Here is a 26,475-nt window from a genome sequence, read left to right on the forward strand (position 1 = left end):
GGTGACTCATGCTGAACCTTATCCCTGATGCCAAGTGGGACTCATGATCTCACATCAGGGACTTGTTCGCACCTTCCCAAGCCCTTGAGCAAATCATTGAGCAGGAGTTGCCCGCGCTGGCCCGCAAGGGGAGCCCGGATAACATTACCGACCTGCTGCAAGCACTACGGCTGGAGATGACCCGTTTTCGCGAGTTCTGCGAATACCCGGCTTTGCCAAGTAAGGTGGTCGTGGGGCTGGGAGGGAGTTTCAGTGCGGGTAAATCATCGCTTATTAATGCGCTTATAGGTGATCGCAAATGCTTGGTCACCGAGGTGGACCCGACCACTTCATTGCCCACTTATTTAGTGCAGGGGAAGGGGGAGCAGACCGAGGTGCATGCCATCAACCTGTTCAATCGGGTGGTTTCTTTAAGCCATGAGCAGTTTCGTACCCTGACCCATGATGAGAAATCCCGCTATGGTAGCCAGATCAGCAGCCTGCTCAAATCGGTCGTTGTGGCTCATCCGGCGCTGCCTTGGGACAATCTGGCTCTGCTTGATACTCCGGGTTATAGCAAGGCGGATCAGGTTGGTAGTGAGCGCACCGATGCCAATCTGGCACGGACCCAGCTTAATAGTGCCCAGTTTATCGTCTGGTTGGTACCGGCGGATAAGGGCACCATCACCGAAGAGGATATATCCTTCCTTGGCACACTGGATCGCGCTATTCCGAAGCTGGTGGTGATCAGCCGTGCTGACAAGCATCCTGCCGAGGAGATCGAGAAAATTGTGGCACTGGTGCGTGACACTCTGGCCAAACGTGGTGTGGCTGTGCTCGATGTGATCCCCTTCTCGACCCGTCCCCGTTCCGGCTTCAATGCGGATCCACTGATGGACTACTTTGCCCGATGGAATGAAGCGAGCTGGGAGCTGGGTTTTGCCAAGCAGTTCAAGCGTCAGTTTATGGCCTACCAGCGCTTTATCGATGAGGAGCGTCAGGAGGCTCAGCGTCAGCTCAGCAAGTTCAACCGTATTCTTGCTTTAAGCGACGATAGCGATGTGCAGGATGATATCAATAACCTGCAACGCAAGATTAAGAACGAGCTGGAGCAATGGGAAAAGGTAGCCAAGACGTTGGCTGATGTGCAGATGCGATTTTTTACTCAACTCAAGCAAATTGGGGATTGGGTCGGTATCCCTCTGCCGGAGCCGGATGACTTGAGTCTGCTGGATCTTAGCGCTATTCAGCTCTCGGATATGCTCGGGCAATTGGCTGAGGAGTGGTGCGTATCTGCAACAGAGTGTGATCCCGCGATCTGGCTGCCGCTGACTCGTGATCTTCCACTGACCAACTTACCGAAGTTATTGCGCCGAGATATTCCCTCTTATCCCGCCTTGCAGGCGCTTCAGGCTTGATTGCTCCAATAAAACAACAAAAAGGAATGCCCCAATGAGCAAACCATCGCTATTCGATATGCTGGATCAGGTTCGGCCCGATCTGGAGCCTTTGGCGCCTCACTTTATGACAGATAAGGAGTTGGTAGAAAAGGAGCGTTATCTAACGCTATTGGCCGCTAATCTTCTGGAAGAAGGAGGATTGACTGAGCCTCAGGCACGCTTATTTGAAATGCTGTTACGTTCTATGAAAATAGAACGACCATTATCATTTTATTTACAGCAGGTGGCAAAACTAGATAAGAAAGAATTATTTGAAACTTTGTCTGTACTAAAAGGTAACTCTTCAAAGGCACATTCATTTATGTTCGATTTGATGATACTGTTACGAATTTCAGGTGCCTTATCTAAAAATGGCTTGAACAGATTGCAACAGCAAGCCGCTCTATTACTTAACAATAATGACTCCATTCGTCGACTCTCATTTTTATGTCTTAAGTTACTTAATGATGGGGTTGGACTAGAAGCGGAGCAATTTGCTGATGATGTAAGGATTGCCAGATATGAGCGAGGCATCGGGAAGAGGCCAAGCTGGCTAGTTTATTACGATATTTTCCCTAAGCTGCCATACTCGCCGGGTGAGTTCGTTGGCCCCAAAAGTATTGTTGTTTACACGAAGGAAATTGATGCTTATCGACAGCTGTTTTTCCCTAGATGTATTGTTTTAAGTATATGTGCTCAAGATGGAGATTGGCGTGGCTACGCTTGGGGAGCTGTTTACGATCATCGTGGTCTTCCACCTGTAGCTGCCAAGGTTATAACAATCCCTGATGGATTGAATAGTTGGTTACCCTTGTTTGTTAATAAAGCCAATAGATGATTTCAATATGAATATATTGCGTCAGATCGATAATTTACGAATATTTGAACAACCTTATAACGGACACTATGCGGCCGATAAGGATGAGGTAACTCGCAGCCACTATGTCGCCTTGCTGCTGATGGTCTTGCTGAGTGAGGGGACCATCAGCGAGCAACAGCAACGGATGCTGGATCTCTGGTTGCCTGCTATGGGGTTGACTGGTCAACAGCCCCGCTTGTGCGAACTTGCTGAGCGTTTGGCGAAGGATAAATTGGGCGATGCGATCGTGCTGATTAAGCAAGATCCCTCTCTTATCCGGGGATTGCTGCTCGATATTATGGTCTTTGCCCGGGTAGATAAGCCGCTTGACAAGCAAACCATGTCGCTGCTTGAGTCGCTAGCCGGTTATTTCGAACTTACTGAGCAGGAGCTGAGTTCTATCATATATCTGGCGGCATTTATTCTAGGGCTACCCACTGAGTTACTGGACCATCCGCACTATGATATGGACCTGTCACCTTATAAAGGGTGGATGGAGTTTCTTTATGATTATCGCCCCAATGCAGTAAAACGTTTATTTGCATGGGCGGATAAACAGGGTATCCCATCCAGTAACTTGCCTCGAAATTTAAATGCGCTGCGCAGTGTAAAAAAATTAAGTAATCTTGACTATAAGAGGAATGATGCCACCGTTCAGTGGGAATCGATACCCGAAGAACTGTATCTGTTAGAAAACCTCGAATCATTGACTATCGACTCTCATCGACTCACGGAAGTACTTCCTAGTATAGGGCAACTCAAGAGCCTTAAATGTCTGACACTCCTGTCACTCAATGTCAGCTCTCTGCCTAAAGAACTGGCAGAGTTGAGATCACTTCAAAAAATCAAGATTCATGTGGTCGGCGAACATGTGGTTGGCAACTACATGTACTTTATTCGTCTCTTGAGTGTGGGGCGAATTAATGAACTTACCTCGGTACCTAGCGAAGTTGTTCAATTTATAAAGTCGAATGGAATTGATTTGGACGTATCTCCATCAATAAAGTTTCTATTTCAGTGAGAGGCCTATGTTTGTAAATAATATTGATAACTTATTGGGTGTGCTGGAAGAGCATAAGTTTCCTGGTGATTACGTTGATTTAAAGTCAATCGCGTCTGACTTTTCAACCAAATTGCAACGCTGGCAGCAACAGGAGCAGACCCTCAATATCGGCATTATGGGACAGATCAAGGCGGGCAAGAGTACTTTTCTTAACGCCCTGCTCTTTGATGGCCGCCCGATCTTGCCTGAGGCCGCCACGCCCAAGACTGCCAACCTGACCAAGGTGGTCTATGGCGAGCGTTACAGCCTGCAGGTGGAATATTACAGCCAGCAGGAGTGGGACGAGATTGTGGGGCAGGCCAATCAAGCAGGGGAGGGGGATGCGAGCAAAGTCGCCCGTGAGCTGGTGGCCATGGGGCAGGCATCCGGGATAGATCTGGCGCAGCACTGGCAAATAATGGGTGGCGAAGAGCATTGTGAAACCTTCTATGCCGACGATCTGGCGGGGTTGCAGGGACTGCTTAATCAGTATGCCGGTAACGATGGTCGTTACACCGCTCTGGTAAAGTCCACCATGCTGACCCTGCCCGATGAACAGCTCAAAGGGTTTGAGGTGGTCGATACTCCGGGCTTAAACGATCCGGTGCAAAGTCGTTCCCAGAAGACCCGCGACTATATGGCCAACTGTGATGTGGTCTTCTTTCTCTCCCGCTGCAGCCAGTTCCTCGACAAGTCGGATGTGGGACTGCTAGGCGAACAACTGCCGGGCAAGGGGGTCAAGCGCCTGGTGCTGGTAGCGGGGCACTTTGATTCGGCCATTGACGATGACGGTCCCCACCGGGGCTCGCTGGATGAGGCCGACAACAATGTCCGACGTCGCCTGCAGCGGGGGGCAGCCGAGACAGTGGCCGAGCAGGTAACAAAGAGCCGCGAGCGCGGGCAAGATGCGCGAGCCAAGATGCTGGAGCAATTAGCCCAGCCGGTGTTTGCCAGCACCTTTGCCTACGGTTTTGCCAATTGGCCTGAGGCGCGTTGGAGTGACAGCATGCGCCACACCCATCGCCAGTTGCAGGAGATGGCCGAGGAATACTGGGATGAGCCCATCACAACCGAGCAATGGCAACGCTTGGCGAACTTCGATGCGCTGAAAGGGGCCTATCAACAGGCACGCCGTGATCGCCTGCCGCTGTTGGAGCTGCAACGGCAGGGTTTTGAGCAAGAGACACAAGCACGCCTTGTTGAGTGGCGTAATGGTTTTGCCGAGCGGATCAAGCAGCGTATCCATCTGCTGAAGACCCAGGATCTGCAGTCGCTGGCACTGCAGCAGCAACACTGCGATAAGCGTTTTTCGGCCATCGCCAATGAGCTTACGGCCATTGTCGAAAGTGTGACAGCAAGGGCGCGCAAGGATAGCGCGGAGATGTTGTCGCAATTGGCCCGTGATCGCGGTCGTTTCAGAAATATCCAGACTCGTAGCGGCACCAAAGAGGTGACCCGGTCATATGAGGTCAGTACATCACGCTGGTACAACCCCTTCAGTTGGGGTAGCACCAGAACCGAGTACTATACCGACACTGTTAGCTATGACTATATCAATGCGGCCGATGCCATAGAACAGGTGCGCGATTATGGTGCTCAGTGTGCGGATCAGATGCGAAGCCATATCAACCGTCTCATCTCCCCGCTCGAGCTTAAAAGCAGTTTACGCAAGGCCCTGCTCAAGCATCTGGATACCAAGAGCGATCACTTCGATCCCGCGCTGTTCAGGAGCACCCTGGAGGGCGCCATCAATCGCCTGTCGATGCCGACCCTGAGGCTCTCGCTTGGGGATGCCAGCTCGATCATCCCCTTCTCGGGTCAGATCAAGGAACGTGACGAGATGGAGAGGCTTCGCCGCTATCTGGACGAAGCGTTGGGAAATGTCTTTGACCGATTGGAAAAACAGTTGGAAAAGGGGATCAATCAGGTGCTGGCCCAGTTGGAAGAACTGCAGAACTCTCTTAAGGAGGAACTGACCCGGGATCTTCAGTCAGAACTGGATCAAGTACGCCAAGGCTTGCAGCACAAGGAGCAGGAGTTGGCCGATTATGATGAATTGCTGACTCGACTCAGCACAATCTAAATCCTATAACCTGAATGAAGAGGCTCCCGGCAGTGCCGGGAGCCTCTCTCTATTTCAACATCTTTAGTTATGGAGCCAAGCGCCCTTTGCATTTTTAAATTTGCAAATCCGCACTCTTGAGCTTGAAGGTACAGCCTTGCTCAATTAGCTCCTCCCGGTTGGCCAGTACCAGCGGGTAAAGCAGAGGATGTTGTTGGTGTTCGCCGTTATAGCTCACCTGCATCCGCTCCAATGCGTAATGAACCAAGGGGATCCGTTGGCGGATCAACAGCTGGTTCCCTGTCATGGCATAGTCTCTGGCAATGATGGCCTGCTGTCCCTCGCTGAGGCCTGGATTGGGAACGACTACCGCAGTTACCTGGGTGTTCCACTCCAGATCCTGATCCCGGCCGTGAGGGGAGGCATCCAACAGATCCGGTTCGCCCCGAAAACGACTCATCACAAAGTCCAGATACTCCCCTTTCTTCTCGCAGTAGGCACGTACGTGCCAGCGGATCCCGTCATAGACCAGGGTGTGGGGCACGATATTGCGGCCGCTCTGCTCCTCTGAGCTGAGGGATACGTAATCGACATCGACTCGTAACTGGCCGTGCGCGGCTCGCACCAGACCCCGGACAATCCTGGGGTCGATATGGCGGTTCGGCACATCCAGGATCTCGATATGGCCGTAGCGAAGATCTATCAGCGGCAGGGTCAACAGGCCTGCTTCGTGTTGGCGCTGGTGCTGCTTTTCACGGTGCAGCAGCATCAGGTATTCACCTACCTTGCCCTCACTGAAGCGGGGCACAAACAGGTCGGTAGGTTTGTATCCCTTCAGGCTTCTGTCATAGACCAGCCCCTCCGGTGAGTAGTGGGTCAGGTAGTGGTTGATATCCCGTGACGCCTGTTGGCGACCGATATTGAAGGCGGTCATCAGATGATTGGTAGTCAGCCGTCCCTCCCACTGCAATACGATTTCCAGCAGACGAAAGCGCAGGGTTTGATCCCAGGTGAGCTCTTTGGGTGCCATACGTGCTCCAAAATGCGACATGTTTATGTAACCAGTATCGGCATGAGTATACAGGCTACATATAATGAGTCCATCGAAATGAGCGCCAAAGGAGCATGCCATGAACGGGAAGCTGGACAGTGCGTACAGCCATCACGCCGCGTGCCGGATGCAGCAGCGCGGTATTGCTCCCGAGCTGGTAGAGCTGCTGCTGAGCATCGGACGTTCTTCTTATCACCAGGGGCGCGAACTGGTTTATCTCGATCGCAAAGGCGTGACGATGCTGCAAGCCGAGTACGGAGTGCCAGCGGAATGCTGCCAGCGGCTGCGCCGTCACTATCTGGTCCTGCAAAACGGCGAGATTGTCACCGTCGGTCATAAAACCACTCACTTCAAACGCGATCGTCACTGAGGCGCTATGAACTCAAGTCTGTTATCAGGTCAGGCGGCCATGCCCCTGATCAAGGGGATCTATTGCCTGCTGTCAGCCGAGCAAGCTAGGGAGCTGACCGCTCTGCTTGCCAAAGGCGCGTGTCACCAAGAGGGTGAGACTTCACCGCTGGCGGTGGTGACGGCATTGGCTATCCATGTCGAGCAACATCGGCTGGATTGCACGTCACAGCCAATCTATCTGGGGCGTGAGCAACTGATGACCGGTGCAGCCGATTTGCTGGGGGAGGCTGCTCGCTTTGAAGATCAGGATGCGTTTCGTCTGTTGGCGCTGCTACTCGACAAATTGCTGCGGGGAGGGCGCGGCAGCGGTGAGGCCAAGCTGGATGGACTCACGCCAAGCGTGATGGAGCAGCGGGCGCTGGGAGCAACATCTCCAAATAGCGGCGCTGTGGTACGTGGCAGCTGGCGGCGCAAGTCACGCAATCAGCTGGGCCATGCCAGCTGGCTGGATGTAGTGGAGGCAGCCCTCTGGTGCTTCTGGCATGGTGACGATTTGGCAAGCGGCGAAGTGCTACTCTGTGTGCTGCTGGGCAGGGATGAGCGGGTGCGGTTGGTATATGGTCTGTTGGCCGGGGCTTTTTATCTGTCAGAGCGGACGGATTGAAGCCGCGGGGCCGTCGCAGCTTCAATCTTGCGGCTGATTAACCAGCCAGCTCAACCACCGGGTAACAGGCATCCCCCCACAGGGTATCGGGATGGGTCATCATCAACTCGATGATCAGCGGCACCAGTTTGCCGAGCAGGTTGGCACAATCCTTCAGTTGTTTGCGGTTAACCGAGCTGTTCCAGGTCGCCCCGCCATGGATCAACTGGTTGCGCAGGGTATAGAGGCGGTTAAACACCACCCCCAGCAACTGCGGGGTGTTGCCGCTGGCAAGCGCCAGGGTCGCCATCTTCTTGCCCTGTGCCAGCCGCTCTTTCCACTGGGGTTCGCTGATCTTGCCACTGTGATAATCCCAGAAGCTTTGCAGCACAAACGGAGTGTCCAGCAGTATGCGGATACTGCCCGAGAACTCCTGCCAGACCAGATGCTCGATCTTTTTGTGCTCATCCAGATCGCACAGTTTCTCCAGAAAGCCTTTGAAGGTCTCCTGTTCCGAGAGGCGACGATTGTCATCGATTTCAGTGGCATAAGCCGCATTGAACGCAATCCAGAGAAAGATGAAGCGGCCATCTTCATCTTCGGCCATTTCAGCGCGTTGCAGCCAGCTTAAGGCACGATGAACTCGCAGGTTGAGGTTGCCGGGGGCGTGTTTACGCAGTGTGCGGTGACGGGTTTTCAACTGTTCAAAATTCAACGATGGACTCCTTCTCAATCAGGATCGGATGAATAGTGTGCACCTGTGACATCAAGGTCATCTGCAATAGGTGGTCGGGGTATCAGCATGGCGTTCTGGTCGTGGTGATGGTCACTTGCCAATCACATCTCTGATCTTTGCCATGGCCAGTTCCAACACCGATGCTGGCGAGCGTTCAAGTGGCGCATGATGACACTCGGGACAGGACTCAAACCAGCTGTGACCACGCACCATCACGTCGCTCTTGGGCGCAACCGTCTTGTGCCAGCCGCACTCTGGGCAGCGAAAAGTGGAGGGGGGTGGTGCAATCGGCATGATATTCCTCAAAAAAAGCTCCATTTCGGTCCACCTTATCACAGCGATGGGACGATGAGTGCCGCGGGTCTCACAGATCTCTACTGGAATGTGCCCCCTGATTAACAACCCCTTGCGTACTATGACCACAGGTGTCTGGCGCCGAGTGTGTGGCCCCGTTTCAGTGGTGTACATGCAAAGAGAGCCACCAGCTGCTTGTGCTGGTTTTGTGACCTGCCAGCTTTATTTGGCAACTACCGGCATGGCCCATCGCGTTTTGACAGATAGTTAGAGCAAGCACCGTCTATTTCGCGCCATGTGCTGTCGGCACGGTGCAAGTGAGGCCTGACCGCCCGGGTTGAGCTCCTCGGGGGCTGAAATCGTTCGTGGAGGTAACATGTCATCACTCACATCTGCCAAGCCGGGTGCCACTGCCGATTTACTGGCCGGGATCACCGCTGCTGCCGTGGTTCTACCCAAGGCGATGGCCTATGCCACCGTGGCTGGGTTGCCGGTGGCGATCGGTCTTTATACGGCGTTTGTTCCCATGGTGCTTTACGCGCTGCTGGGCTCTTCCAGAGTGCTCAGCGTCAGCTCGACCAGTACGCTGGCCATCCTGACCGCGACCCAGTTGGGGATCGTGGTACCGGATGGTGATCCCGACCGGCAGCTGACCGTCACGGCAACCCTGACCATGCTGGTCGGGATATTGCTGATGCTGGCGGCGGTGTTGCGGTTGGGGTTTGTCGCCAACTTTATCTCTTTGCCTGTGCTGGTCGGTTTCAAGGGGGGGATTGGGTTGGTGATCATTCTGGATCAGTTGCCCAAACTGTTCGGCGTGCATATCCATAAAGAGAATTTTTTTGCCGATGTTTATCATCTGTTGCAGGCCTTGCCCCAGACCTCATGGTTGACGCTGGCCATCGCCCTGGTGACGTTGGCGCTGCTGGTGTTCATGGAGTGGCGTTTCCCGCACTCACCCGCGCCCTTGCTGGGAGTTGCCATCGGTATCGCGCTGGTATGGGGGTTGGGCCTGAACGAGCAGGGGGTGTCGATTGTCGGCACCATTCCCACCGGCCTGCCCGCGTTGCAATTGCCTGATCTGGCGCTGGTACTGCAACTGTTGCCTGGCGCCGCCGGGATAGCCTTGATGAGCTTTACCGAAACCATTGCTGCTGGCCGAGCCTTTGTCGGGGAGGGAGAGCCGGAGCTCAACCCGAACCGGGAGCTGGTTGCTACCGGGCTTGCCAATCTGGGCGGCGCATTTTGTGGCAGTATGCCCGCCGGAGGGGGGACGTCCCAGACGGCCGTGGTGCGCTCTGTGGGCGGTGTCAGCCAGCGGGCGTCTGTCGTGACGGCGACAATGGCATTGGCAACCATGCTGTTTCTGGCACCGCTGCTCTCCTGGCTGCCGCACGCCACGCTGGCCGTGGTGGTGATCGTCTATTCGGTGGGGCTGATCCAGCCGGGTGAATTTCGCAAGATCGGCCAGATCAGAATGATGGAGTTTCGCTGGGCGATCATCGCTTGCCTGGGTGTGCTGATTTTTGGCACCTTGCAGGGCATTGTGGTGGCCATCCTGGCCTCGCTGCTGGGCTTGGCGAGCCAGACGGCCCAGCCCCGGGTCTATGTGATCGGGCGCAAACCCGGAGAGGATGTCTTGCGCCCCTTGTCGGAGCGTCATCCCGATGATGAGACCTTTACGGGGCTGATCATCCTTCGTCCGGAGGGGCGCCTCTTTTTCATCAATGTGCAGCATGTCGCGGCCCGGATCCGGCAGTTGATCGCACAGTATCAGCCCCGGGTGGTGGTACTGGACATGAGCCGCGTCACTGATGTGGAGTATTCGGCCCTGATGATGCTGGTGGAGGGAGATCAGCATGCGCGGCTCAAGGGGGGTGAGCTCTGGCTGGCTGGGCTCAATCCCGAAGTGCTGGAAAATGTCCGCCGCTGTGGTTTGGCCCGACAATTGGGGGAGACGCGTCTGTTATTTAATGCCAGAGCGGCGATCCGTCAGTATCAGCAACAATGGTCAGGGGAGCAGGGGGAGCGTTAGCTCCCCCGATGGGTTCAGAATAGTTCCGGGATATAGCGAAATGGATGATCGGCCGGTTTTATCTTGCCGATCTTGCGCTTTGGCAGCTTGATAGGAGAACTTGGCAACGCCTCATAAGGGACGTGGGCGAGCAGGTGAGAAATGATATTGAGCCGCACCCGCTTCTTGTCTTCAGAGCGGGCAACAAACCAGGGCGCCCAGGCGGTGTCGGTGGCTGCAAACATGAAATCTCGTGCCTGGGTGTACTCATCCCAGCGATCAAACGATTTGATATCCATGGGGGAGAGTTTCCAGATCTTGCGTCCATCATCGATCCGGTCTCGCAGGCGACGCTCCTGTTCGGCAGGGCTGACCTCCAGCCAGTATTTGAGCAGTATGATGCCCGAATCGACCATGGCCCGCTCGACCAGCGGGGTGCCAGCCAGGAACTTGTCGCTGGCTTCCGGGCTGCAGAATCCCATCACGCGCTCAACACCGGCCCGGTTGTACCAGCTGCGATCGAAGATCACGATCTCCCCCGCAGCCGGCAGATGGGGAATGTAACGCTGAAAATAGAGCTGGCTCTTCTCCCGCTCGGTGGGGGCGGGCAGCGCGATCACCCGGAACACCCTGGGGCTGACCCGTTCGGTGATCGCCTTGATGGTTCCCCCCTTGCCTGCGCCATCACGGCCCTCAAAGACGATGCAGACCTTGAGCCCCTTGTGTACCACCCACTGCTGCAGTTTCACCAGCTAGGCATGCAGGCGCCGTAACTCCTTCTCGTATGCCTTGTTGCCAAGCGGTTCCTTGTCGGTGGTCGGATCCGATGGCGCTGATTTTGATTTTTTGTGGCTCATGGTGGTCATCCCTGGTGAGTTGTTGTTGCCGCCTGTTGTCGGGCCGCTTGCGCTAACTCGTTGTTCAGCATGCTTTTAACAGTAGTTGAGCCAGCGTTCTAACGCGATGTATTGATGGCCGGTTATGGTGGTGGCACGCGGCGTTGTCAGCTGGCTGCCGGAGCCTGCGATCCCTCTACTCACGGGTGCCCCATGCCTTCTGGTTATAAGGGGTATAACAAGCGCGTGACAGCACGAGCCTTTAGACTGCACACCTCAAAACAACAATTTTTCAGGTGGTGCAGTTATGGTGATTACTCAGGGTCCACAGTTCAACGGCAAGGCATCCAAGCGGATGCATGTGATGGCCAAACCGATCGGGGCCGTGTGTAACATCGACTGCACTTACTGCTACTACCTCAGCAAGCAGGATCTGCTGGAATACAAGAAGGGGTGCTCTCCCGAGATGGACGAGCAGACTCTTGAGACCTATATCCGCCAATATATCGAGGGGCAGAATACCCCCGAGATCATCTTCTCCTGGCAGGGGGGCGAGCCGACCCTGCTCGGGCTCGACTATTTTCGCAAAGTGGTCGAGTTGCAGCGCAAATACCAGCCGCAAGGGGTGGTGATCGCCAACGATCTGCAGACCAACGGCATCCTGCTCAACGACGAGTGGTGCGAGTTTCTGGCGGCCAACAACTTCCTCATTGGCCTGAGCATCGATGGCCCCGAGCTGCTGCACAACGCCTATCGGGTCAACCGCGCCGGCCGTGGCACCTTCAAGCAGGTGATGGCGGCGGTGGCGCTGTTGCACAAGTACAAGGTGAAGTTTGCCACCCTGACTTGCGTCAACAACCTCACCAGCAAGAATGCGCTGGAGGTCTATCGCTTCCTGCGTGACGAGGTGAAGTCGCCCCAGATGCAGTTTATCCCCATCGTCGAGCAGAAGAGCTTTCGCACCACAGCGCCCCAGACCTGGCAGCAGCAGGAGCAGCTCCGGCAGGGGGACAAGCGCCTCAATCCGTGGCACAAGAACTCGGTAGTCGAGCCCTGGTGCGTCTCGGCCGAAGGGTGGGGGGATTTTCTCATCACCATTTTCAACGAGTGGGCAGAGCGGGATCTGGGTCGGGTCTTCGTGCAATATTTCGAGGCGTGTGTCGAGACCTGGATGGGACGCAAGAACCCCCTCTGTACCCTGGGGGAGATCTGCGGCAAGGGGTTGGCAATGGAGCCCAACGGCGATGTGTTTGCCTGCGACCACTACGTCTATCCCAAGTACAAGATCGGCAATATCCACCATCAGCCGCTCAGTGAGCTGGCCTACTCCCCCGATCAGCAAGCGTTCGGCTTTGCCAAGTCACGCAGTCTGACCCGCCAGTGCCAGCAGTGCGACTACCAGTTTGCCTGCTATGGCGAGTGCCCGAAAAACCGCTTTATCCGCACTGACGAGGGGGAGGCGGGTCTGAACTACCTCTGCGCGGGATGGCACAAGTTCTTCAACCACATCGATCAGTCGATGGCCTATATCCTGCGCCGCGCCGGTTATCCGGTGGCGCATGGCAAATACTGCGATGCGGTGATCAACAAGCCGCAGGCGAAATAAGGGGTGAATATGTTGAAGATGCGTGATGGCCGTCGTCCGTTGGCGGGGGCGGTGCGCCCCCTGTGGTTGGCCCTTGGGCTGGTCTGTGCGGGTCATGTGCTGGCGGCCGAGCCGTCGGCTGCGGTGGTGCAGACGCCCCCGGTGGTCGCACAATCTGCGGCGGCGCCCTCGGCAGTACAGATCTCGGCAGCACAGATCCAGCAGTGGGCCTATAACGCCCAGGATATCTCCCTGCCAGCGGTGGAGCGGGCCGATGCCCTGCGCCAGCTGGCTGCTTACCCGAACCAGAACAGTCTGGTAGCGGTGGCCAGAAGCCTGCGTGATGAGCACGCATTGGTGCGCGAAGCGGCGGTGATTGCCGCCGACCCCTATCAGTTTGCGCACCGTTGGCGGCTGCTCTCGCCGCTGCTCACCGACAGCAGCGCCGAGGTGCGCCGCGCGGTCACAATCAATCTGGCCCGTGACTATGGTGCCATGGATGAGGGGCAACTGCGCGCCATGCGCCAGCCGCTGGCGGAGGTGAGCGATTATCTCGCCAAACAGCCAGATCCGGCGCTGCAGCCGTTGCAGGCGGATCTCTATCGCTGGACCCGTCAATGGGCCAAGGCGCAGGCGAGCTACGAACAGTTGCTTGCCAATCAGCCCGACAATCCCCAGCTCTGGCTTGGTCTCTCTGACAACTTGCGGGCCCAGCAACGGGATACCGAGGCGCTGGCTGTGCTCGACAAAGGGCTCACCGCGCTGCCGGAGCATGCCAGCCTCCATTACGCCAAGGCGCTGACGCAAGTCCGGCTCGGCGACAAGAGTGCCGCTGCGGCGACCATGGAGCAGGCGGCGGAGCTCGCTGGCACGAACAGCTACTTCTGGTATCTCAACGGGGTGCTGCAAGAGCCGCTGGATCTCGACAAGGCCATCGGTTCCTTCGAGTTGTCCTACCGGATCTCCGGTGCGCCGGAGCAGCTCTATGCGGTGTGCGACATCTATCTGCGCCACGCTCACCCCAAGAGCGATGCCTGCATGAGCGAACTTGGCAAGATAGCGCCCCCCGAGGTGCTGGCCGAGCTTAATGGCAAGCGCGCGAGCCAAGCGGGCAATCCTTCGGTTTTTGCTGGCCAATAACGGCGGCGATCTCTTTTACTGCACAGGTCAGATGATGAACAACACGCCATTCAAACTTGCTATTCCCTTGCTGGCCACCACCCTGCTGGTGGCGGGCTGTACCCTCTGGCACCATGCGAACAAGCCGATCCATCCGCTGCAGCAGAAGATTGAAGCGGACATGGTGCTGGTGGAAGGAGGCCGTTTCGAGATGGGATCTGAGGAACCGGGCGCCAAACCTGCTGACGGGCCGGTACACACGGTGGCGGTCAACAGCTTCTACATGGCCAAATTCGAGGTGACCCAGGCCCTGTTCGAAGCGGTGATGGGGCCCTCCATCAGCTACTTCCAGTCACCCAGCGTACCGGTCAACAACCTCAGCTGGCAGCAGGCCAATCTGTTTGTGACACGGCTTAACGCGTTGACCGGCGGCACTTACCGTCTGCCCACCGAGGCGGAGTGGGAGTATGCCGCCAGGGGGGGCAAGCTCAGTCGGGGGTATCGTTACAGCGGCTCCGATCAAATTGACGAGGTTGCCTGGTACAGCGACAACGCCAAGAACCGCGCCTATCCGGTGGGGCTGAAAAAGCCCAACGAGCTGGGGATCTACGACATGACCGGCAATGTGGGGGAGTTTGTGGCCGATGCCTTTGAAGAGACCTTCTACCGCCACAGCCCGCAAGATAACCCGAACAACGCTCAGGAGAGCAAGATCCACCTCGCCCATAAATCGGTACGAGGGGGCAGCTACTCCTACGAGGCAGAGCTTTGCGAGAACTACCGGCGCGATTTTGCCAGCCAGTCGGTGATGATGGCTGACATGGGGCTGCGCCTGGTGCGTGATGCCCGCTAGGGCTGATCGATGGAGGGGGTCAGCCCCAGCTCGCTGACCACCTCGAACAGCTGCTGGCGCAACCAGCGGTGGCCCGCCTCGGCCGTCCGGCTCGGGTGCCAGATGGCCGACAGACTGAACACCGACTCATCAAACGGAAAGGGGAGTACCCGCACGTCATAGATGCCGGCAAAGGTCTCTATGGTGGAGTGGGGCAATACCCCGATGATCTCGCTGCGCGCAATGATGGGCAGCATCTCCATGGCGCTCGGTACCCGTACCACGATATTGCGATTGGCCATTTGCGGCAGGTGTTCGGCGGTGATCATGCTGCCCCGTACCTGCCACTGGGCCAGTGCCACATGCTCCTCGGTAAAATACGCCTCCACCGTCAGGTCGCTGCCCAGTCGCGGGTGGTGGCTGGCACACACCACCTTCACCTGCTCGGCATAGAGCACCTCGCTCTTGAGCATGCTGCGCCCGCTCTGGGTCATGTCAATGATGAGGTCATAGCGTTGCATCCGCAGATCGCTCTCCATATCTTCGGTAAAGAGGGGATGTACCTCCAGCGCGATGCCGGGAGCCTGCTCGCGGATCTTGCACAGCAGGGCCGGGATCAGCCGGGCGCTGACCAGGGTGATGCAGGCGATGGAGAAGACCCGCTGGGAGGTGCGCGGGTTGAACGCACGGGAGGTGGAGAGGGTCGAGCTGAAGTTCTTCAGCGCCGCCGCCATGGCCGGATAGATGTCGATGGCAAAGGAGGTGGGCTCCATCCCCGCGACCTTGCGGTGAAACAGGGGATCGTCGTAGATCTCCCGCAGCCGCTTGAGGGCCTTGCTGACGGCGGGCTGACTGATCTCCATGCGCGTTGCCGCCCGCGAGAGGCTGCGCTCTTCATAGATGGCGACAAAGATCGGGATGAGATTCAGCTCGGTACTGCGGATATCAAGCAAAGGGGGCCTCGTTACATGTCCGTGGGATCGATCACGCGGCCGCAAAGGTTGCTTGGTAGCAAGGGAGATAAAGCGTGCCACACCAATCACTTGGCGCGGCCCGCTGGCCGGTATCCAGTTCCGGCAGTGTAATGAAGAGCGCCTGCAGGTACAACCACAGAAGGGGCTGCGGTTATCCCTCTTTCTTGCCGCGATTGCTGGTGGCCGAGTTGCTGGCCGAGTTGCTGGCGGATGCGTGGCAGGCAGAGTGATCGCCGGTCGTCGTGCTGTCATCCGGCGTTACCAGACCCGGCAGGGCCGCTCGCCAGCCAAGATAGCGGCGCAGCCGCGCGCCACGCAGGCCTTTGGGCAGTTGCAGGAGCGCCAGCAGGCGCCACCCCATTTTGAGCGATCTAGCCCGATCGAGCGTCCCTTGCTGGAAGGCGGCCTGCTGCTGTTGCCACGCCGGATCGCCGCTGACGCGGCCCAGCTCCAGCACCCCGCGTCTGGCACGCAGATAGCGATAGGCCAGCACCCGTACCGTTCCCCACTGTTGGCGCCAGATGGCGGCGCCGTATTGCCAGCCGAGCGGACGAGGGCGGTGGCGGTAGTAGCGGGCGATGGCCAGCAGCATCAGTACCAGCAGGGCCAGCGCGCCCGCCACCGCAGCCAGCCTGGGCCCATAGGCCGCCAGCCAGGAGGCGGGCGTGTGGCGCACCCGCAAGGTCAGGCCGGGGAGCGTCAGGGTCTCCAGTTGGCGGGTCTGGCTGTTCCACCATCTCAGCTCCAGCGCGGGCAGGGTCAATTCACCGCCGCGCTGCACGATATAGGTGGTCTGATCTTCGCGCGACGAGAGGTACTCCCCCCGCTCCTGGGTGTCGTCTAGCCGGGCTTGCGCCGGATAGGCCTGTACCCGCTCATCGTTATCGATCGCCGGGATCAGCGGCGGGATCAGCACCGAGAGGGTGTCTTGCCCGTTGGCGGTGACGGTGCGGGTGATGGCATCCCCCACCCGCAGCTCGCCGTCAGCCTGGTCGTCTGCAGAGTTCTGCCACTGTTGGCTCAGGGTGAGGTTGCTGGCACTCAGCCAGCGCCCGCCGACCGTCAGGGCGGGGTCGGGCAGGGCGGCGGCAAAGCGTTGGGGGCGGGAGGTGAGGGTGAGCGGCTGTGATCTCCCATCAGGCTGGGCGACCGTGACGCGCACCGCAATGGCGGGGATCTCGAACTGGCCGGATTGCTGGGGATAGAGAGTCAGCTCCCAGCGCTGGTGCGACCAGGTTTCGCCATCGCGGCGCTGGGTGAAGTTGGTCGCCAGTTCGCTGCGCTGTTTGACCATGACCCCAGGCAGCTCGAACTGGCCGATGCGGGTGCCAGCGGTAAACCAGCGGTTGGTGGCCAGCTCCAGATAGAGGGTGATCTGCTGATTGACGGCATAGGGGGCGTTGTTTTCTCCCTGATCTTTCAGCCAGCTCTTGAGGGTCACCTGAGCCGCTGGCGCGCGCTCCTGTGCAGCGGCAGTCGCGGGCAGCAGCATGGCCGCGAGCCACATTGTTCCGAGCAACAGGGTGATGGCGAGCTGCGTCCGGTAGTTAGTGCGCATGGGCAGGCTCCTCGTGGCTGGCGACCCGCGGTTGACGTGATCGCTGTTGCTGCTCCTGCAACTGCAGGCGGAATTTGGCCTGCAGGAAGTCGCCCGGGTCAGATTCGACCCGGCGCAGCCATTTTTCGGCCTGGGCCGGATTGGCCAGGATCTGATCCGCCGTCAGGGTTTCCCGCTCCATCAGGGCGGCGGGGACTTTCTCCTCGGCCCCCTCGGCGGTGCGCGGTTCATCCTCGGGCAGTTCACGGGAGTGATCCGGGCCGTCCGGGGTGCCGGTCTGGCTCTGGCTGGCGCGATTGATCTCGTCAACGATCCCGCACATCACCCGATAGTTGTTGGCGGCCGCATTGCGCACCACGGGGTCGCTCGCTTCATCCGACAATTGCCGGAACAGGCTGCGGGCGGCCAGATATTCGCGCTGTCTGGCGAGGGCGTTGCCGGCATAGAGCAGCGCCTGTTCGGAGTCGGCTTGCAGGAAGGCAGACTGGGCCAGCGCAAACTCGGCGCCATAGTAGTAGGCCACCCCTTTGTAGAAGGGATCCGCATAGTGTTTCGCCGCTTCCAGATAGTCGCCCTGCTGGAAGTACCACTGCCCCTGTTGATCCGCGGTGAGCCAGAGATCGAGCCACTGCTGTTTCAGCCCCTGTGCCCAGTGGTTGCTGGTTGGCGCTTGCGGCTCGGGCGGTGCTAGCGAGAAGGTGGTGGCTTGCACTGGTGTAGTCTGCAACAGGGAGAGACCGACCGCCGCCACCAGACTCCACTGCACCAGCCAGCCCTTGCGAAACCACAGTAGCAGCAGGGCGACCACTGGAAACAGCAGATAGTAGCCCATGTCCTGCCAGGGCATCAGGGAGTCGCTGTGGATCTGAAAGTGGCGAGCCACTGCGCGGTTGATGTCCGCGACGTCCCCATTATCGACCGTCATGGTAAACAGGGAGCCATCGCTGTCGCTGGCCAGCTGCCGCAGAGAGGCGAGCTCCAGCGGGCGCTTGCCGCGTTGCGCCGGATCGCCGGCAGCCAGGATCAGCAGTTGGTGGGATTGGCCACGGAAATAGTCGGCCAGCGGGGCGATGGCGGACGGGCTGATGCCATCGCTGATCAGCAACACGGTGCTGCCTCGCTCATCGGCCAGCAGATCGGTGAGCAGGGGGATCACCTGCTCGGTATGTTTGCCCGCTTTGGGCATGATTTCGGGACGAATGGCGGCGAGAAAGGGGGCAAACACGGCGGTGTCGCGGGTCAGCGGCATGGCGGTGTGGGCCGAGCCGGCAAACACCACCAGACCGCTGCGTCCGCCGCCGCGGGTCGCCAGCAGGTCGTTGATCTTTTGCTTGGCCCGCGCCAGCCGGTTGGGGGCGATATCCTCTTCCAGCATGGAGTCGCTGTTATCGAGCAGGATCAGCAGCGCCCCCTGATCTTCGCCAAAGGGGGAGGGCTCGCGGCTCCAGGTCGGGCCGGTGCAGATCAGGATGGCGAGCCCCATCAACAGCGCCAGCGCCTTGAGGGGCAGATTCTTTTTCCAGCCGGTTTCACCCAGCGTCAGCGCCTTGCGCAGATGTGCAGGCAGGCGCCGTTGCCAGTTGCCCGCCTCGTCCATGCGCCAGCGCAGCACCATGATGGCGATGAGGGGGAGATAGGCAAGCAGCCACCAGGGACGCAGCAAGTGGACATTCAACCAGAGTTGTTGCCAGAACAGGGTGTCAATCATGGGTGTCTCCTTGGCGAGCAGGGCGCAGGCGATAACGCCTGAGGGTCAACAGGGAAAAGAGACCGAGATAAAGGCCGACGCTGGCGGCGATCAGGTAGTGGTGCAGGCTTTCGCGGGTCTGAAAGCGGGTACTTTCATAGCGTTGTGGCTCCAGTTCACCGATCACCTGATAGGCGCGCGTCAGTTGCGCCTGATCGAGGGCCTGAAACAGCTGGCCACCGGTCAGGGTCGCCAACTGCTGCAGGGTGTCGAGATCGAGGGCCTGTTCGCCGACGGTGGCCGGATCCCCCATGGCGATGGTGTGCAGCCGCACCCCGTTGACCGCCGCCACCCGGGCCGCATCGCGGGGGCTGACAAAACTGCCGGTGTCGTTGCCATCGGTGAGGATGATGACGACCTTCTCCCGTTTGCTGGCCATCTGGGCATTCGGCTCATTGTGATCACTTTGGCGAAACACCTTGATCGCCAGCCCGATGGCGTCCCCCAGATGGGTGCTCTGACCCGCCATGGCGACATCGGTCTCCTGCAACAGGGCTTGCCAGGTATCGAGATCGGCGGTAAACGGCGCCTGGATAAAGGCGGCATCGCCAAACAGGATCAGCCCGAGTCGATCCCCCTCGCGCGTTGCAGCGAATTGTTCAAGCACCCCTTTGGCGGCGTCCAGTCTGCTGATCGGCTTGCCGGGATCGGGAGAAAAATCGGTCTCGGCCATGGAGCCGGAGAGATCCAGCACGATCATCACATCCCGCCCGAACCGCTCGCGCACTTGCGGGGGGCCATAGATGGTGGGTTTGGCCAGCGCCACCACCGCCAGCAACCAGACGGTGATCAGGGCGACCCGTTGCCACCAGCTGGGGGTGAGCTGGGTAGCCCCTTCTTGCGGCGGCTCATCCAGCAGCTCTATCAGCAGAGTGAAGAAGGGCACCTTGATGGCACTCTGCCGGGTGCGATAGGCCGGGATCAGGCGAAACACCAGCAGCGGCAGGGGCAGCAGCCAGAAGCAGTGGGGATGAGCAAACTCGAGACCGGCATCAAGCATGGCGGGCCTCCGTCGCCCGCGATGCGGTGTGAACGAGGGGCTGGTGATGGGCAAGCCAGTCGCTGCAGAGGGAAACCAGACAGAGCTGATCACTGACACTCAATACCACCTGATCACACACCAGCGATACCAGCCAGCGCTCCCCCAACTCGGTGGCGAAGCGGGGCTGCCGATCGGGCAGGGCGTTGTCGAGGGTCTGCAGCAGGGCCATGCCAAACAGTTTGGCGTGCCGTGGATCAAGGTGGGTCAACACCGCCTTGATGATATGAAACAGCCCCAGACTGGCCCCGGCATCAGACCAGTTGAGGGCGCGCAGGGCCGTCAGTGCTTCACGGCGGTAACGCTGCTGCCACCAGCGCTGCACCCTGTGATAGAGCCAGAGCAGCGCCAGCGCGCCCAGGAGTAGGGCAAGCAGCAGCCAGCCTGCAGTTTGCGGTTGCCAGCTGATGGCGTCAGGCATGGTCACATCCTGCAATTCGCGCAGCATATAGGTGCCGGGTAGCTTGTGGATCGTCACTGAGTTCCTCCCAAGGCGGTAATGAGATGGGCGAGGTGGTGGCCACTGGTGTCGAGGCAGATGAGTGGCAAGCCCTTGAGCGCCATCAAGCGCACCAGTTGATCTTTTTTCAGCTGTTGCTGGCGAGCCAGCCCCTGATCCAGCATGGGTAACTGTTGGGGGGCGATATTGAGCTGGTACTGACCATCCCCGACCACCCAGGGGGCATTGGCGGTGGTGGTTGTCGAGAGCGTCGCTTCGAGAGGATCGGCGATATGCAGGGCCAGCACATCGTTGTGCTGCTGCAAGTAGTTGAGGCGGGTCAGCTCGGCCTCGGTGACGCCTGCCCAGTCGCTGAGAAAGATCAGGGTGGCATTTTTCAACTTGAGGCGGCCCAGCATCGCCAGCAGCGAACCCAGCCCGCCCGCCTCGCTGTCATGGCTGGTCACCGAGAGGGCATGATTGGCGGCGCATAGCTGGCGCAACCTGGCCAGCCAGTGGCCACGGGATCGCTGGCCCCGCAGCCACTCCACGCCGTCACAACGCAGAATGGCGAGCCCGACCCGATCGTTTTCTTTCAGTACCTGCCAGCCGAGCAGGGCGGCCGCTTCGGCGGCCACCACCGACTTCATCACCTCCACCGAGGAGAAGAACATGCTGCTGCGCTGATCGACACAGAGGATCACGTGGCGATCTTTCTCTTCGCTGTAGCTGCGCACATGGGGGCGACCGGTACGCAGGGTCACTTTCCAGTCCAGGGTGCGAATGTCATCCCCCTGCTGGTAGTGGCGCAGCTCCTCGAAGTTGAGCCCCCGGCCGCGAAAACGGGACTGGTGGCGGCCGCACAGCACACTGCCGCTATTGAGCCGTGGCAACAGTGAAAACTGGCCGACCAGCCCCTGCAGCCGCACCAGCGTCAGGTAATCACAATGAATGCGCGGGTCGCCACCGGGCGGCTGTCCGCCATGGGTCAGCCCGTCATGAGATAAGGTGCGAGGATTCATGGCGTCACTTATCCGATGACGACGTGATCGAGCAGCGCCATCACCACTTGGTGGTGATCCACCCCTTGTGCCAGCGCGTCATAACTGAGGGTAAAGCGGTGGCCGAGTACGCTGGGCACCATGGCGCGCACATCGTCGGGCAGCACGTGATTGCGGCCCTGTAGCCAGGCATAAGCGCGGGCGCACTTGTCGAGCGCAATGGAGGCGCGGGGGCTGGCGCCGACCGCAAGCCACTGCGCCAGATCGGCGTCCGGATAGCGGTCGGGATGGCGGGTCGCCATCACCAGCGCGATGATGTAGTGCTCCACCAGCGGCGAGATGGTCATGGCCGAGAGCTCGGCCCGGGCCTGCAGGATCAGCTCGGGGGAGAGGGGGGCGAAATGTGCGCCCTGCTGGCGGTTGCCACGCTCTTCGGCCCGCACCAGCCGAATGATCGCCAGCTCGGCCTCGTCGTCGGGATAGGCCACCGACACCTTGAGGGCGAAGCGGTCCATCTGGGCTTCCGGCAGCGGGTAGGTGCCCTCCTGCTCGATGGGGTTCTGGGTCGCCAGCACCATAAAGAGTTCCGGCAGGCGGTGGCTCTTGTCACCGACGGTGACGGTGCCCTCGGCCATGGCTTCGAGCAGTGCGGCCTGCACCTTGGCCGGTGCGCGGTTCACCTCGTCGGCCAGTACGATGCTGTTGAAGATGGGGCCTTGCTGGAAGCGCAACTGGTGGGCCCCCTCGTGCTCCTGATACATCTCGGTGCCGGTCACATCGGAGGGGAGCAGATCGGGGGTGAACTGAATGCGGCCAAAGCTGGCGTTGAGCGCCTCGGCCAGCGCCTTGACCGAGCGGGTCTTGGCGGTACCGGGCAGACCTTCGAGCAGCACATGGCTATTGGTCAGCAGGCCGATGACCAGGGCGCGGATCACATGGGACTGGCCGACCACGCTTTGACCAACCTGTTCGATGAGTTGAGAGATCTGTTGTTGCAAGGGGTTCATAGCGGTTTCCACTGAGTGCGTATAACGAGGCAAAGCGAGGGGGCTGGCAGGGGCGCCAACCGGTTTTCACTTTCCGCACGGTTCGGGGGAGCGGTGCGGAAAGTGAAAACGCCCATCAATACATTGATGGGCGTTGGCGTCAGCACCTTACTTGATGGTGGCGACTTTTTGCTTGAGTGCGTCCAGCTCTGCCAGTTTGCCTTTCAGCATCAGGCTCTGAGAGCTGATGGTGGCCGGGTTCATCTGGAAGCTCTGCTGCATCGGGTAGCCTGGCAGGGTGTCGAAGAACCCTTTCAGGATGCCCTGTACCGGCACGAACAGCCACATGTTGTCACCCATCCAGCGCATGTACATGCCTGACTCGTGCGGTGCCTTTTCGAACGGGTCGGCACGCAGGTTGATGATTTGCGGCCAGTTCGGGATCTCGCGGGTGGCATCGGAGATGTTGCCCTGCATGGTGGCGAAGTTCAGCTTGAAGTCATTCCAGCGCACGGCGTTCAGCTCGCCGTTGGCAGAGAAGTAGAGCATGGAGTTGCGCGGTGCGGTCTCGGTTTTACCAGACAGGTACGGCATGAAGTTGTAGCCGTCCAGGTGGACGCGCCACTCTTTGCCGTTGGCCTTGTAGCCTTTGGCCAGCTTCTCTTTCACGTCCGGCACGCCAGCGGCAGCCAGCAGGGTCGGCATCCAGTCCTGGTGCGCCATCATGGCGTTGACCTTGGTGCCCGGCTTGATCACGCCCGGCCAGCGAACCAGCTGGGGCACCCGCATTCCGCCTTCCCAAGTGGTGCCCTTCTCACCGTAGAACGGGGTGGTACCGCCATCCGGCCAAGTAGCTGTTTCGGCGCCGTTGTCGGTGGTGTAGATCACGATGGTATTGTTGGCGACACCCAGCTCGTCCAGCTTGTTGAGCAGGATACCTACGTGGTCATCGTGCTCCAGCATGCCATCGGCATAGATGCTGACGCCGGATTTGCCCTGATACTTCTCTTGCAGGCGGGTCCAGACGTGCATACGGGTGGCGTTGTGCCAGATAAAGAAAGGCTTCTTGGCCTTGACCGCTTTATCCATGAACGCCAGAGTGGATTCGAGGAACTCTTCGTCAGCATGCTCCATGCGCTTGCGGGTCATGGGGCCGGTATCTTCAATCTTGCCGTCGGCAGAGGCCTTGATCACGCCACGCGGGCCGTACTTCTTCTTGAATTCCGGATCTTTCGGGTAGTAGTAAGTTTCCGGCTCCTCTTCCGCGTTCAGGTGGTAGAGGTTACCGAAAAACTCGTCGAAGCCGTGCTTGGTCGGTAGATGCTGGTCACGGTCACCCAGGTGGTTCTTGCCGAACTGAGCGGTCATGTAACCCTGCTCCTTGAGCAGATCACCGATGGTGGGAGTCCACTCCGCAATACCTTGGGTAGAGCCCGGCATGCCGATGGTCAACAGACCGGTACGGAACGGCTCTTCACCGGTGATAAAGGCGGCGCGACCGGCGGTACAGGATTGCTGACCGTAATGATCGGTAAAGACAGCACCTTCGCTGGCGATACGGTCGAGGTTCGGGGTCTGGTAGCCCATCATGCCCTGGTTGTAGGCGCTGATGTTCCAGTAGCCGATGTCATCACCCATGATCGCAAGAATGTTGGGTTTGGCGGCGGCTGCGGCACTCCCGGCAGTGGCCATTAATGCAAGGCTCATTGCTATTTTGTTTAAATTAATGGCCATTATTGGCTCAACTCCTAATCTGATGTGAATGTTTACACAAAGCGGTCTGATGAAAACCGGGAATACCTATCGACAGGGCGGAAATATCAGCCATCACCAATAACATAGACAGGCGTGGTGTTATCTCGTAGCTCACCTTGACCGGAAAATAGCGGGGCGAAATCCGTCGGGTTGACCCATCAGTTTCCACAAAACAGCGTTCAACAGTCTCACTCTATTGAGCGGTTATCTCTCTGTCGCCTTATAGCGAATATAACTGGTGGTTATCCGGTGTGTTTTTAGCCTGTTTGGGAGCGCCATCCCATACAACACAAGGGGCACGGGCGGTGCGGGGCCCTGTCGTCAACGGGTGCTGCTTAATGGGCGGGGTGACAGGGATCACATCTCGGGTAATAAAGCGGTATTCAAATCAGGGGAAATAAACAGCCGTGTTTATTGGGTATTTTTGCCAGAGCGACACTTTAATTTAAATTAACTGACACTTAAGCAAAGCAGGGTGGTGGTTTATTAAGCTCGCCCGCGTTTTTAAATATGAGTCAGTTAGCCATCGAACAGGCGGCCTGGCACGTTCATTATTTAACTGAAAAATAATGGACAGATTGAGAATGCGGTTTATCGCAAGCTGTGAGCTTCAGTGTGAGTGCGAGTTTGTGAATGTTGGGGCCGATATCCGCCGAAAAGGGTGAGGCAAAGGCGCGTGCTATTGACTAAATTGATAGACAGTAAGGAGCAAAACGACTCCAACCTTCAACTATCACATCCCATGGGATACGGATCATGGACAGAGTACAACGCGCAGCCCCCTTTTCGTTGCAAGTAGATCTCAGACAGGTGGTTTATGCCCTGTCAGCCTCGCTGGACTTGGTGGGCATTGGCGATGTGGCCCACGGTAAACGCGTCGGGATCATGGCCGCCGAGTGCAGCCGGGGGCTGGGGATGAGTGACGCCGAGCGCTGTCTGCTGTTCGAGCTGGGGGTGTTGCATGATATCGGTGTCTCCTCGACCATCACCCATCACCATCTGGTCAGCGAGTTCGACTGGGAGTCCTCCCAGCGCCACTGCGAGGTGGGGTATCAGCTGCTCAAGGATTTCCGTTTGCTGGCCCCGCTGGCGCTGCCTATCCGTTATCACCATACCCACTGGCACCTGTTGCGCGAGATGGCCGATGTGGACTCCAGGGTTGCCCGTCAGGCCAACCTGATCTTTCTGGTGGATCGCTGTGATGCGCTGGCTGCCCCTCATTACGCTGACGGCTCGCTGTTGATGCACACCGACGAGATCCGCGCACGGCTGCAGGATTGTCGTGACGAGTTCTTTGCCCCAGAGCTGGTGGATGCCTTCCTCAAGGCATCCTGCTCGGAGGCATTCTGGTTGCAGTTGGAGGCTAGATCCATCAATGACTACATGCTGGAGATGTTGCAGGTGCGAGAGCCCTGTCTGACCTCGAACGGGGAGCTGAAAGCGCTGGCGCGGATCTTCTCCGGCATCGTCGATGCCAAGAGCCCCTTTACCATGACCCACTCTCTCGGGGTGAGTCGCTTGTCTCGTGCGTTGGCGGAACAGATGGGGGTGGGTGCCATTCACTGCGACATGCTGGAGATCGCCGGGTTATTGCACGATCTGGGCAAGCTCAGGGTACCGGATGAAATCCTCGACAAGCCTGCCAGCCTGACGAAAGAGGAGCGTGCCGTTATCAAGGCCCACAGCTTCGAGACTTACCAGATCCTGCGCCACATCGAGGGTTTTGAAGAGATTGCCTGCTGGGCGGCCTATCACCATGAGGAGCCGGACGGGGAGGGCTATCCGTTCCATCTGCCAGCATCCGCCATGGCGCCGGAAGCGCGTATTTTGCGGGTGGCCGATATCTTTCAGGCGATGGTGCAGGACCGACCTTACCGACGCGGGTTGCCAGCTCGTGATGCGTTGGCCTTTTTGCAACAACTGGCGGATCAGGGACGGGTCGATCCCGCCGTAGTGGCGGTGCTGGCTGACCACCTGCCGCAGATGATGATGGCGGCGATCCCGACTCGCGAGGAGGTGCATGCAATATGTTGAGGGAGGGTTGGTCACTGAACCATCTTGCAGTGAGCCAGCTATGCTTGGAACAAGCCGTGCAGAATGCCGTATCGGTATGTAGAAGAGAGCTTGAATGACC

The 26,475-nt window shown here is 58.5% G+C and carries 21 protein-coding genes and 1 pseudogene; 11 read left to right on the plus strand and 11 right to left on the minus strand.

Annotated elements, in window-relative coordinates; all coding sequences use genetic code 11:
* Positions 1-62: 62 nt before the first annotated feature.
* The 4 genes from BSP75_RS13430 to BSP75_RS13445 all read left to right on the plus strand — a co-directional run bounded on the left by BSP75_RS13430 (position 63) and on the right by BSP75_RS13445 (position 5,402).
* Positions 63-1,397, plus strand: coding sequence for a dynamin family protein (locus BSP75_RS13430; RefSeq protein ID WP_148140716.1), 1,335 nt, complete (start codon positions 63-65; stop codon positions 1,395-1,397).
* A gap of 34 nt (positions 1,398-1,431) precedes the next feature.
* Positions 1,432-2,256 carry a hypothetical protein gene (locus BSP75_RS13435; protein WP_075113525.1) on the plus strand — a complete coding sequence of 275 codons (825 nt, stop codon included), beginning with the start codon at positions 1,432-1,434 and terminating at the stop codon, positions 2,254-2,256.
* A gap of 7 nt (positions 2,257-2,263) precedes the next feature.
* Positions 2,264-3,298: a hypothetical protein gene (locus BSP75_RS13440; protein ID WP_075113526.1), complete on the plus strand. Its 1,035-nt coding sequence runs from the start codon at positions 2,264-2,266 to the stop codon at positions 3,296-3,298.
* A 112-nt stretch (positions 3,299-3,410) separates the two neighbouring features.
* Positions 3,411-5,402, plus strand: a complete 1,992-nt coding sequence (locus BSP75_RS13445) for a dynamin family protein (RefSeq protein ID WP_171971597.1) — start codon at positions 3,411-3,413, stop codon at positions 5,400-5,402.
* A 94-nt stretch (positions 5,403-5,496) separates the two neighbouring features.
* Here the strand turns inward: BSP75_RS13445 and BSP75_RS13450 are convergent, their stop codons facing one another.
* Positions 5,497-6,411 (minus strand): WYL domain-containing protein, encoded by a 915-nt coding sequence (locus BSP75_RS13450; protein ID WP_075113528.1) that lies wholly within the window; start codon positions 6,409-6,411, stop codon positions 5,497-5,499.
* 100 nt (positions 6,412-6,511) lie between these two features.
* Here BSP75_RS13450 and BSP75_RS13455 point away from each other — a divergent pair, with 100 nt between their 5' ends.
* Both BSP75_RS13455 and BSP75_RS21995 read left to right on the plus strand, forming a co-directional pair.
* On the plus strand, positions 6,512-6,802 hold the full coding sequence (locus tag BSP75_RS13455; protein ID WP_075113529.1) for a DUF4258 domain-containing protein: 291 nt from the start codon (positions 6,512-6,514) through the stop codon (positions 6,800-6,802).
* A gap of 6 nt (positions 6,803-6,808) precedes the next feature.
* Positions 6,809-7,447 carry an ADP-ribosylglycohydrolase gene (locus BSP75_RS21995; protein ID WP_232100270.1) on the plus strand — a complete coding sequence of 213 codons (639 nt, stop codon included), beginning with the start codon at positions 6,809-6,811 and terminating at the stop codon, positions 7,445-7,447.
* A gap of 37 nt (positions 7,448-7,484) precedes the next feature.
* On the opposite strand, the gene BSP75_RS13465 is transcribed toward BSP75_RS21995, so the two are convergent.
* The gene (locus BSP75_RS13465; protein WP_075113530.1) at positions 7,485-8,141 is read right to left on the minus strand and encodes a HEPN domain-containing protein; all 657 of its coding nucleotides are present in this window, start codon (positions 8,139-8,141) and stop codon (positions 7,485-7,487) included.
* Positions 8,142-8,832: 691 nt separating this feature from the next.
* Between BSP75_RS13465 and BSP75_RS13475 the strand changes: the two genes are divergently transcribed.
* Positions 8,833-10,491 carry a SulP family inorganic anion transporter gene (locus BSP75_RS13475; RefSeq protein WP_075113531.1) on the plus strand — a complete coding sequence of 553 codons (1,659 nt, stop codon included), beginning with the start codon at positions 8,833-8,835 and terminating at the stop codon, positions 10,489-10,491.
* A 14-nt stretch (positions 10,492-10,505) separates the two neighbouring features.
* On the opposite strand, the pseudogene ppk2 reads toward BSP75_RS13475, so the two are convergent.
* A pseudogene (gene ppk2 / locus BSP75_RS13480) lies at positions 10,506-11,327 on the minus strand (polyphosphate kinase 2).
* 286 nt (positions 11,328-11,613) lie between these two features.
* Here ppk2 and BSP75_RS13485 point away from each other — a divergent pair.
* The 3 genes from BSP75_RS13485 to BSP75_RS13495 are packed head-to-tail and all read left to right on the plus strand — an operon-like array spanning position 11,614 to position 14,863.
* On the plus strand, positions 11,614-12,912 hold the full coding sequence (locus tag BSP75_RS13485; RefSeq protein ID WP_075113532.1) for an anaerobic sulfatase maturase: 1,299 nt from the start codon (positions 11,614-11,616) through the stop codon (positions 12,910-12,912).
* Positions 12,913-12,921: 9 nt separating this feature from the next.
* A complete protein-coding gene (locus tag BSP75_RS13490; RefSeq protein ID WP_148140717.1) occupies positions 12,922-14,031 on the plus strand; it encodes a tetratricopeptide repeat protein in 1,110 nt (369 codons plus the stop codon).
* A 34-nt stretch (positions 14,032-14,065) separates the two neighbouring features.
* Positions 14,066-14,863 (plus strand): SUMF1/EgtB/PvdO family nonheme iron enzyme, encoded by a 798-nt coding sequence (locus BSP75_RS13495; protein WP_139405514.1) that lies wholly within the window; start codon positions 14,066-14,068, stop codon positions 14,861-14,863.
* Here the strand turns inward: BSP75_RS13495 and BSP75_RS13500 are convergent.
* The 8 genes from BSP75_RS13500 to BSP75_RS13535 form a co-directional block, all read right to left on the minus strand.
* Positions 14,860-15,795, minus strand: coding sequence for a LysR family transcriptional regulator (locus BSP75_RS13500; RefSeq protein ID WP_075113533.1), 936 nt, complete (start codon positions 15,793-15,795; stop codon positions 14,860-14,862). The genes BSP75_RS13495 and BSP75_RS13500 overlap by 4 nt on opposite strands.
* Positions 15,796-15,967: 172 nt before the next feature.
* Positions 15,968-17,374, minus strand: a complete 1,407-nt coding sequence (locus BSP75_RS13505; protein ID WP_083617178.1) for a BatD family protein — start codon at positions 17,372-17,374, stop codon at positions 15,968-15,970.
* Positions 17,364-19,082: a VWA domain-containing protein gene (locus BSP75_RS13510; RefSeq protein WP_075113534.1), complete on the minus strand. Its 1,719-nt coding sequence runs from the start codon at positions 19,080-19,082 to the stop codon at positions 17,364-17,366. Before BSP75_RS13510 ends, BSP75_RS13505 begins: the two co-directional genes overlap by 11 nt.
* Positions 19,075-20,121: a VWA domain-containing protein gene (locus tag BSP75_RS13515; RefSeq protein ID WP_075113535.1), complete on the minus strand. Its 1,047-nt coding sequence runs from the start codon at positions 20,119-20,121 to the stop codon at positions 19,075-19,077. Before BSP75_RS13515 ends, BSP75_RS13510 begins: the two co-directional genes overlap by 8 nt.
* Complete coding sequence (locus BSP75_RS13520; protein ID WP_075113536.1) at positions 20,114-20,638, minus strand: DUF4381 domain-containing protein; 525 nt, start codon at positions 20,636-20,638, stop codon at positions 20,114-20,116. Before BSP75_RS13520 ends, BSP75_RS13515 begins: the two co-directional genes overlap by 8 nt.
* Positions 20,635-21,621 (minus strand): DUF58 domain-containing protein, encoded by a 987-nt coding sequence (locus tag BSP75_RS13525; RefSeq protein WP_075113537.1) that lies wholly within the window; start codon positions 21,619-21,621, stop codon positions 20,635-20,637. The genes BSP75_RS13520 and BSP75_RS13525 overlap by 4 nt, the downstream gene beginning before the upstream one ends.
* 8 nt (positions 21,622-21,629) lie before the next feature.
* The gene (locus BSP75_RS13530; protein WP_075113538.1) at positions 21,630-22,607 is read right to left on the minus strand and encodes a MoxR family ATPase; all 978 of its coding nucleotides are present in this window, start codon (positions 22,605-22,607) and stop codon (positions 21,630-21,632) included.
* A gap of 147 nt (positions 22,608-22,754) precedes the next feature.
* Complete coding sequence (locus tag BSP75_RS13535; protein WP_253186633.1) at positions 22,755-24,293, minus strand: arylsulfatase; 1,539 nt, start codon at positions 24,291-24,293, stop codon at positions 22,755-22,757.
* 804 nt (positions 24,294-25,097) lie between these two features.
* Between BSP75_RS13535 and BSP75_RS13540 the strand changes: the two genes are divergently transcribed.
* Positions 25,098-26,375 carry an HD domain-containing phosphohydrolase gene (locus BSP75_RS13540; protein WP_075113540.1) on the plus strand — a complete coding sequence of 426 codons (1,278 nt, stop codon included), beginning with the start codon at positions 25,098-25,100 and terminating at the stop codon, positions 26,373-26,375.
* The last annotated feature ends 100 nt before the right edge of the window (positions 26,376-26,475 follow it).

Source organism: Aeromonas sp. YN13HZO-058 (assembly GCF_001921245.1).
Classification (GTDB): domain Bacteria; phylum Pseudomonadota; class Gammaproteobacteria; order Enterobacterales; family Aeromonadaceae; genus Aeromonas; species Aeromonas allosaccharophila.

Coding starts and splice junctions, on each gene's coding strand:
- BSP75_RS13435 (WP_075113525.1), top strand. CDS start 1,432: ATGAGCAAACCATCGCTATTCGATATGCTGGATCAGGTTCGGCCCGAT.
- BSP75_RS13440 (WP_075113526.1), top strand. CDS start 2,264: ATGAATATATTGCGTCAGATCGATAATTTACGAATATTTGAACAACCT.
- BSP75_RS13450 (WP_075113528.1), bottom strand. CDS start 6,411: ATGGCACCCAAAGAGCTCACCTGGGATCAAACCCTGCGCTTTCGTCTG.
- BSP75_RS13455 (WP_075113529.1), top strand. CDS start 6,512: ATGAACGGGAAGCTGGACAGTGCGTACAGCCATCACGCCGCGTGCCGG.
- BSP75_RS21995 (WP_232100270.1), top strand. CDS start 6,809: ATGAACTCAAGTCTGTTATCAGGTCAGGCGGCCATGCCCCTGATCAAG.
- BSP75_RS13475 (WP_075113531.1), top strand. CDS start 8,833: ATGTCATCACTCACATCTGCCAAGCCGGGTGCCACTGCCGATTTACTG.
- BSP75_RS13485 (WP_075113532.1), top strand. CDS start 11,614: ATGGTGATTACTCAGGGTCCACAGTTCAACGGCAAGGCATCCAAGCGG.
- BSP75_RS13490 (WP_148140717.1), top strand. CDS start 12,922: ATGTTGAAGATGCGTGATGGCCGTCGTCCGTTGGCGGGGGCGGTGCGC.
- BSP75_RS13495 (WP_139405514.1), top strand. CDS start 14,066: ATGAACAACACGCCATTCAAACTTGCTATTCCCTTGCTGGCCACCACC.
- BSP75_RS13505 (WP_083617178.1), bottom strand. CDS start 17,374: ATGCGCACTAACTACCGGACGCAGCTCGCCATCACCCTGTTGCTCGGA.
- BSP75_RS13510 (WP_075113534.1), bottom strand. CDS start 19,082: ATGATTGACACCCTGTTCTGGCAACAACTCTGGTTGAATGTCCACTTG.
- BSP75_RS13515 (WP_075113535.1), bottom strand. CDS start 20,121: ATGCTTGATGCCGGTCTCGAGTTTGCTCATCCCCACTGCTTCTGGCTG.
- BSP75_RS13525 (WP_075113537.1), bottom strand. CDS start 21,621: ATGAATCCTCGCACCTTATCTCATGACGGGCTGACCCATGGCGGACAG.
- BSP75_RS13530 (WP_075113538.1), bottom strand. CDS start 22,607: ATGAACCCCTTGCAACAACAGATCTCTCAACTCATCGAACAGGTTGGT.
- BSP75_RS13535 (WP_253186633.1), bottom strand. CDS start 24,293: ATGAGCCTTGCATTAATGGCCACTGCCGGGAGTGCCGCAGCCGCCGCC.
- BSP75_RS13540 (WP_075113540.1), top strand. CDS start 25,098: ATGGACAGAGTACAACGCGCAGCCCCCTTTTCGTTGCAAGTAGATCTC.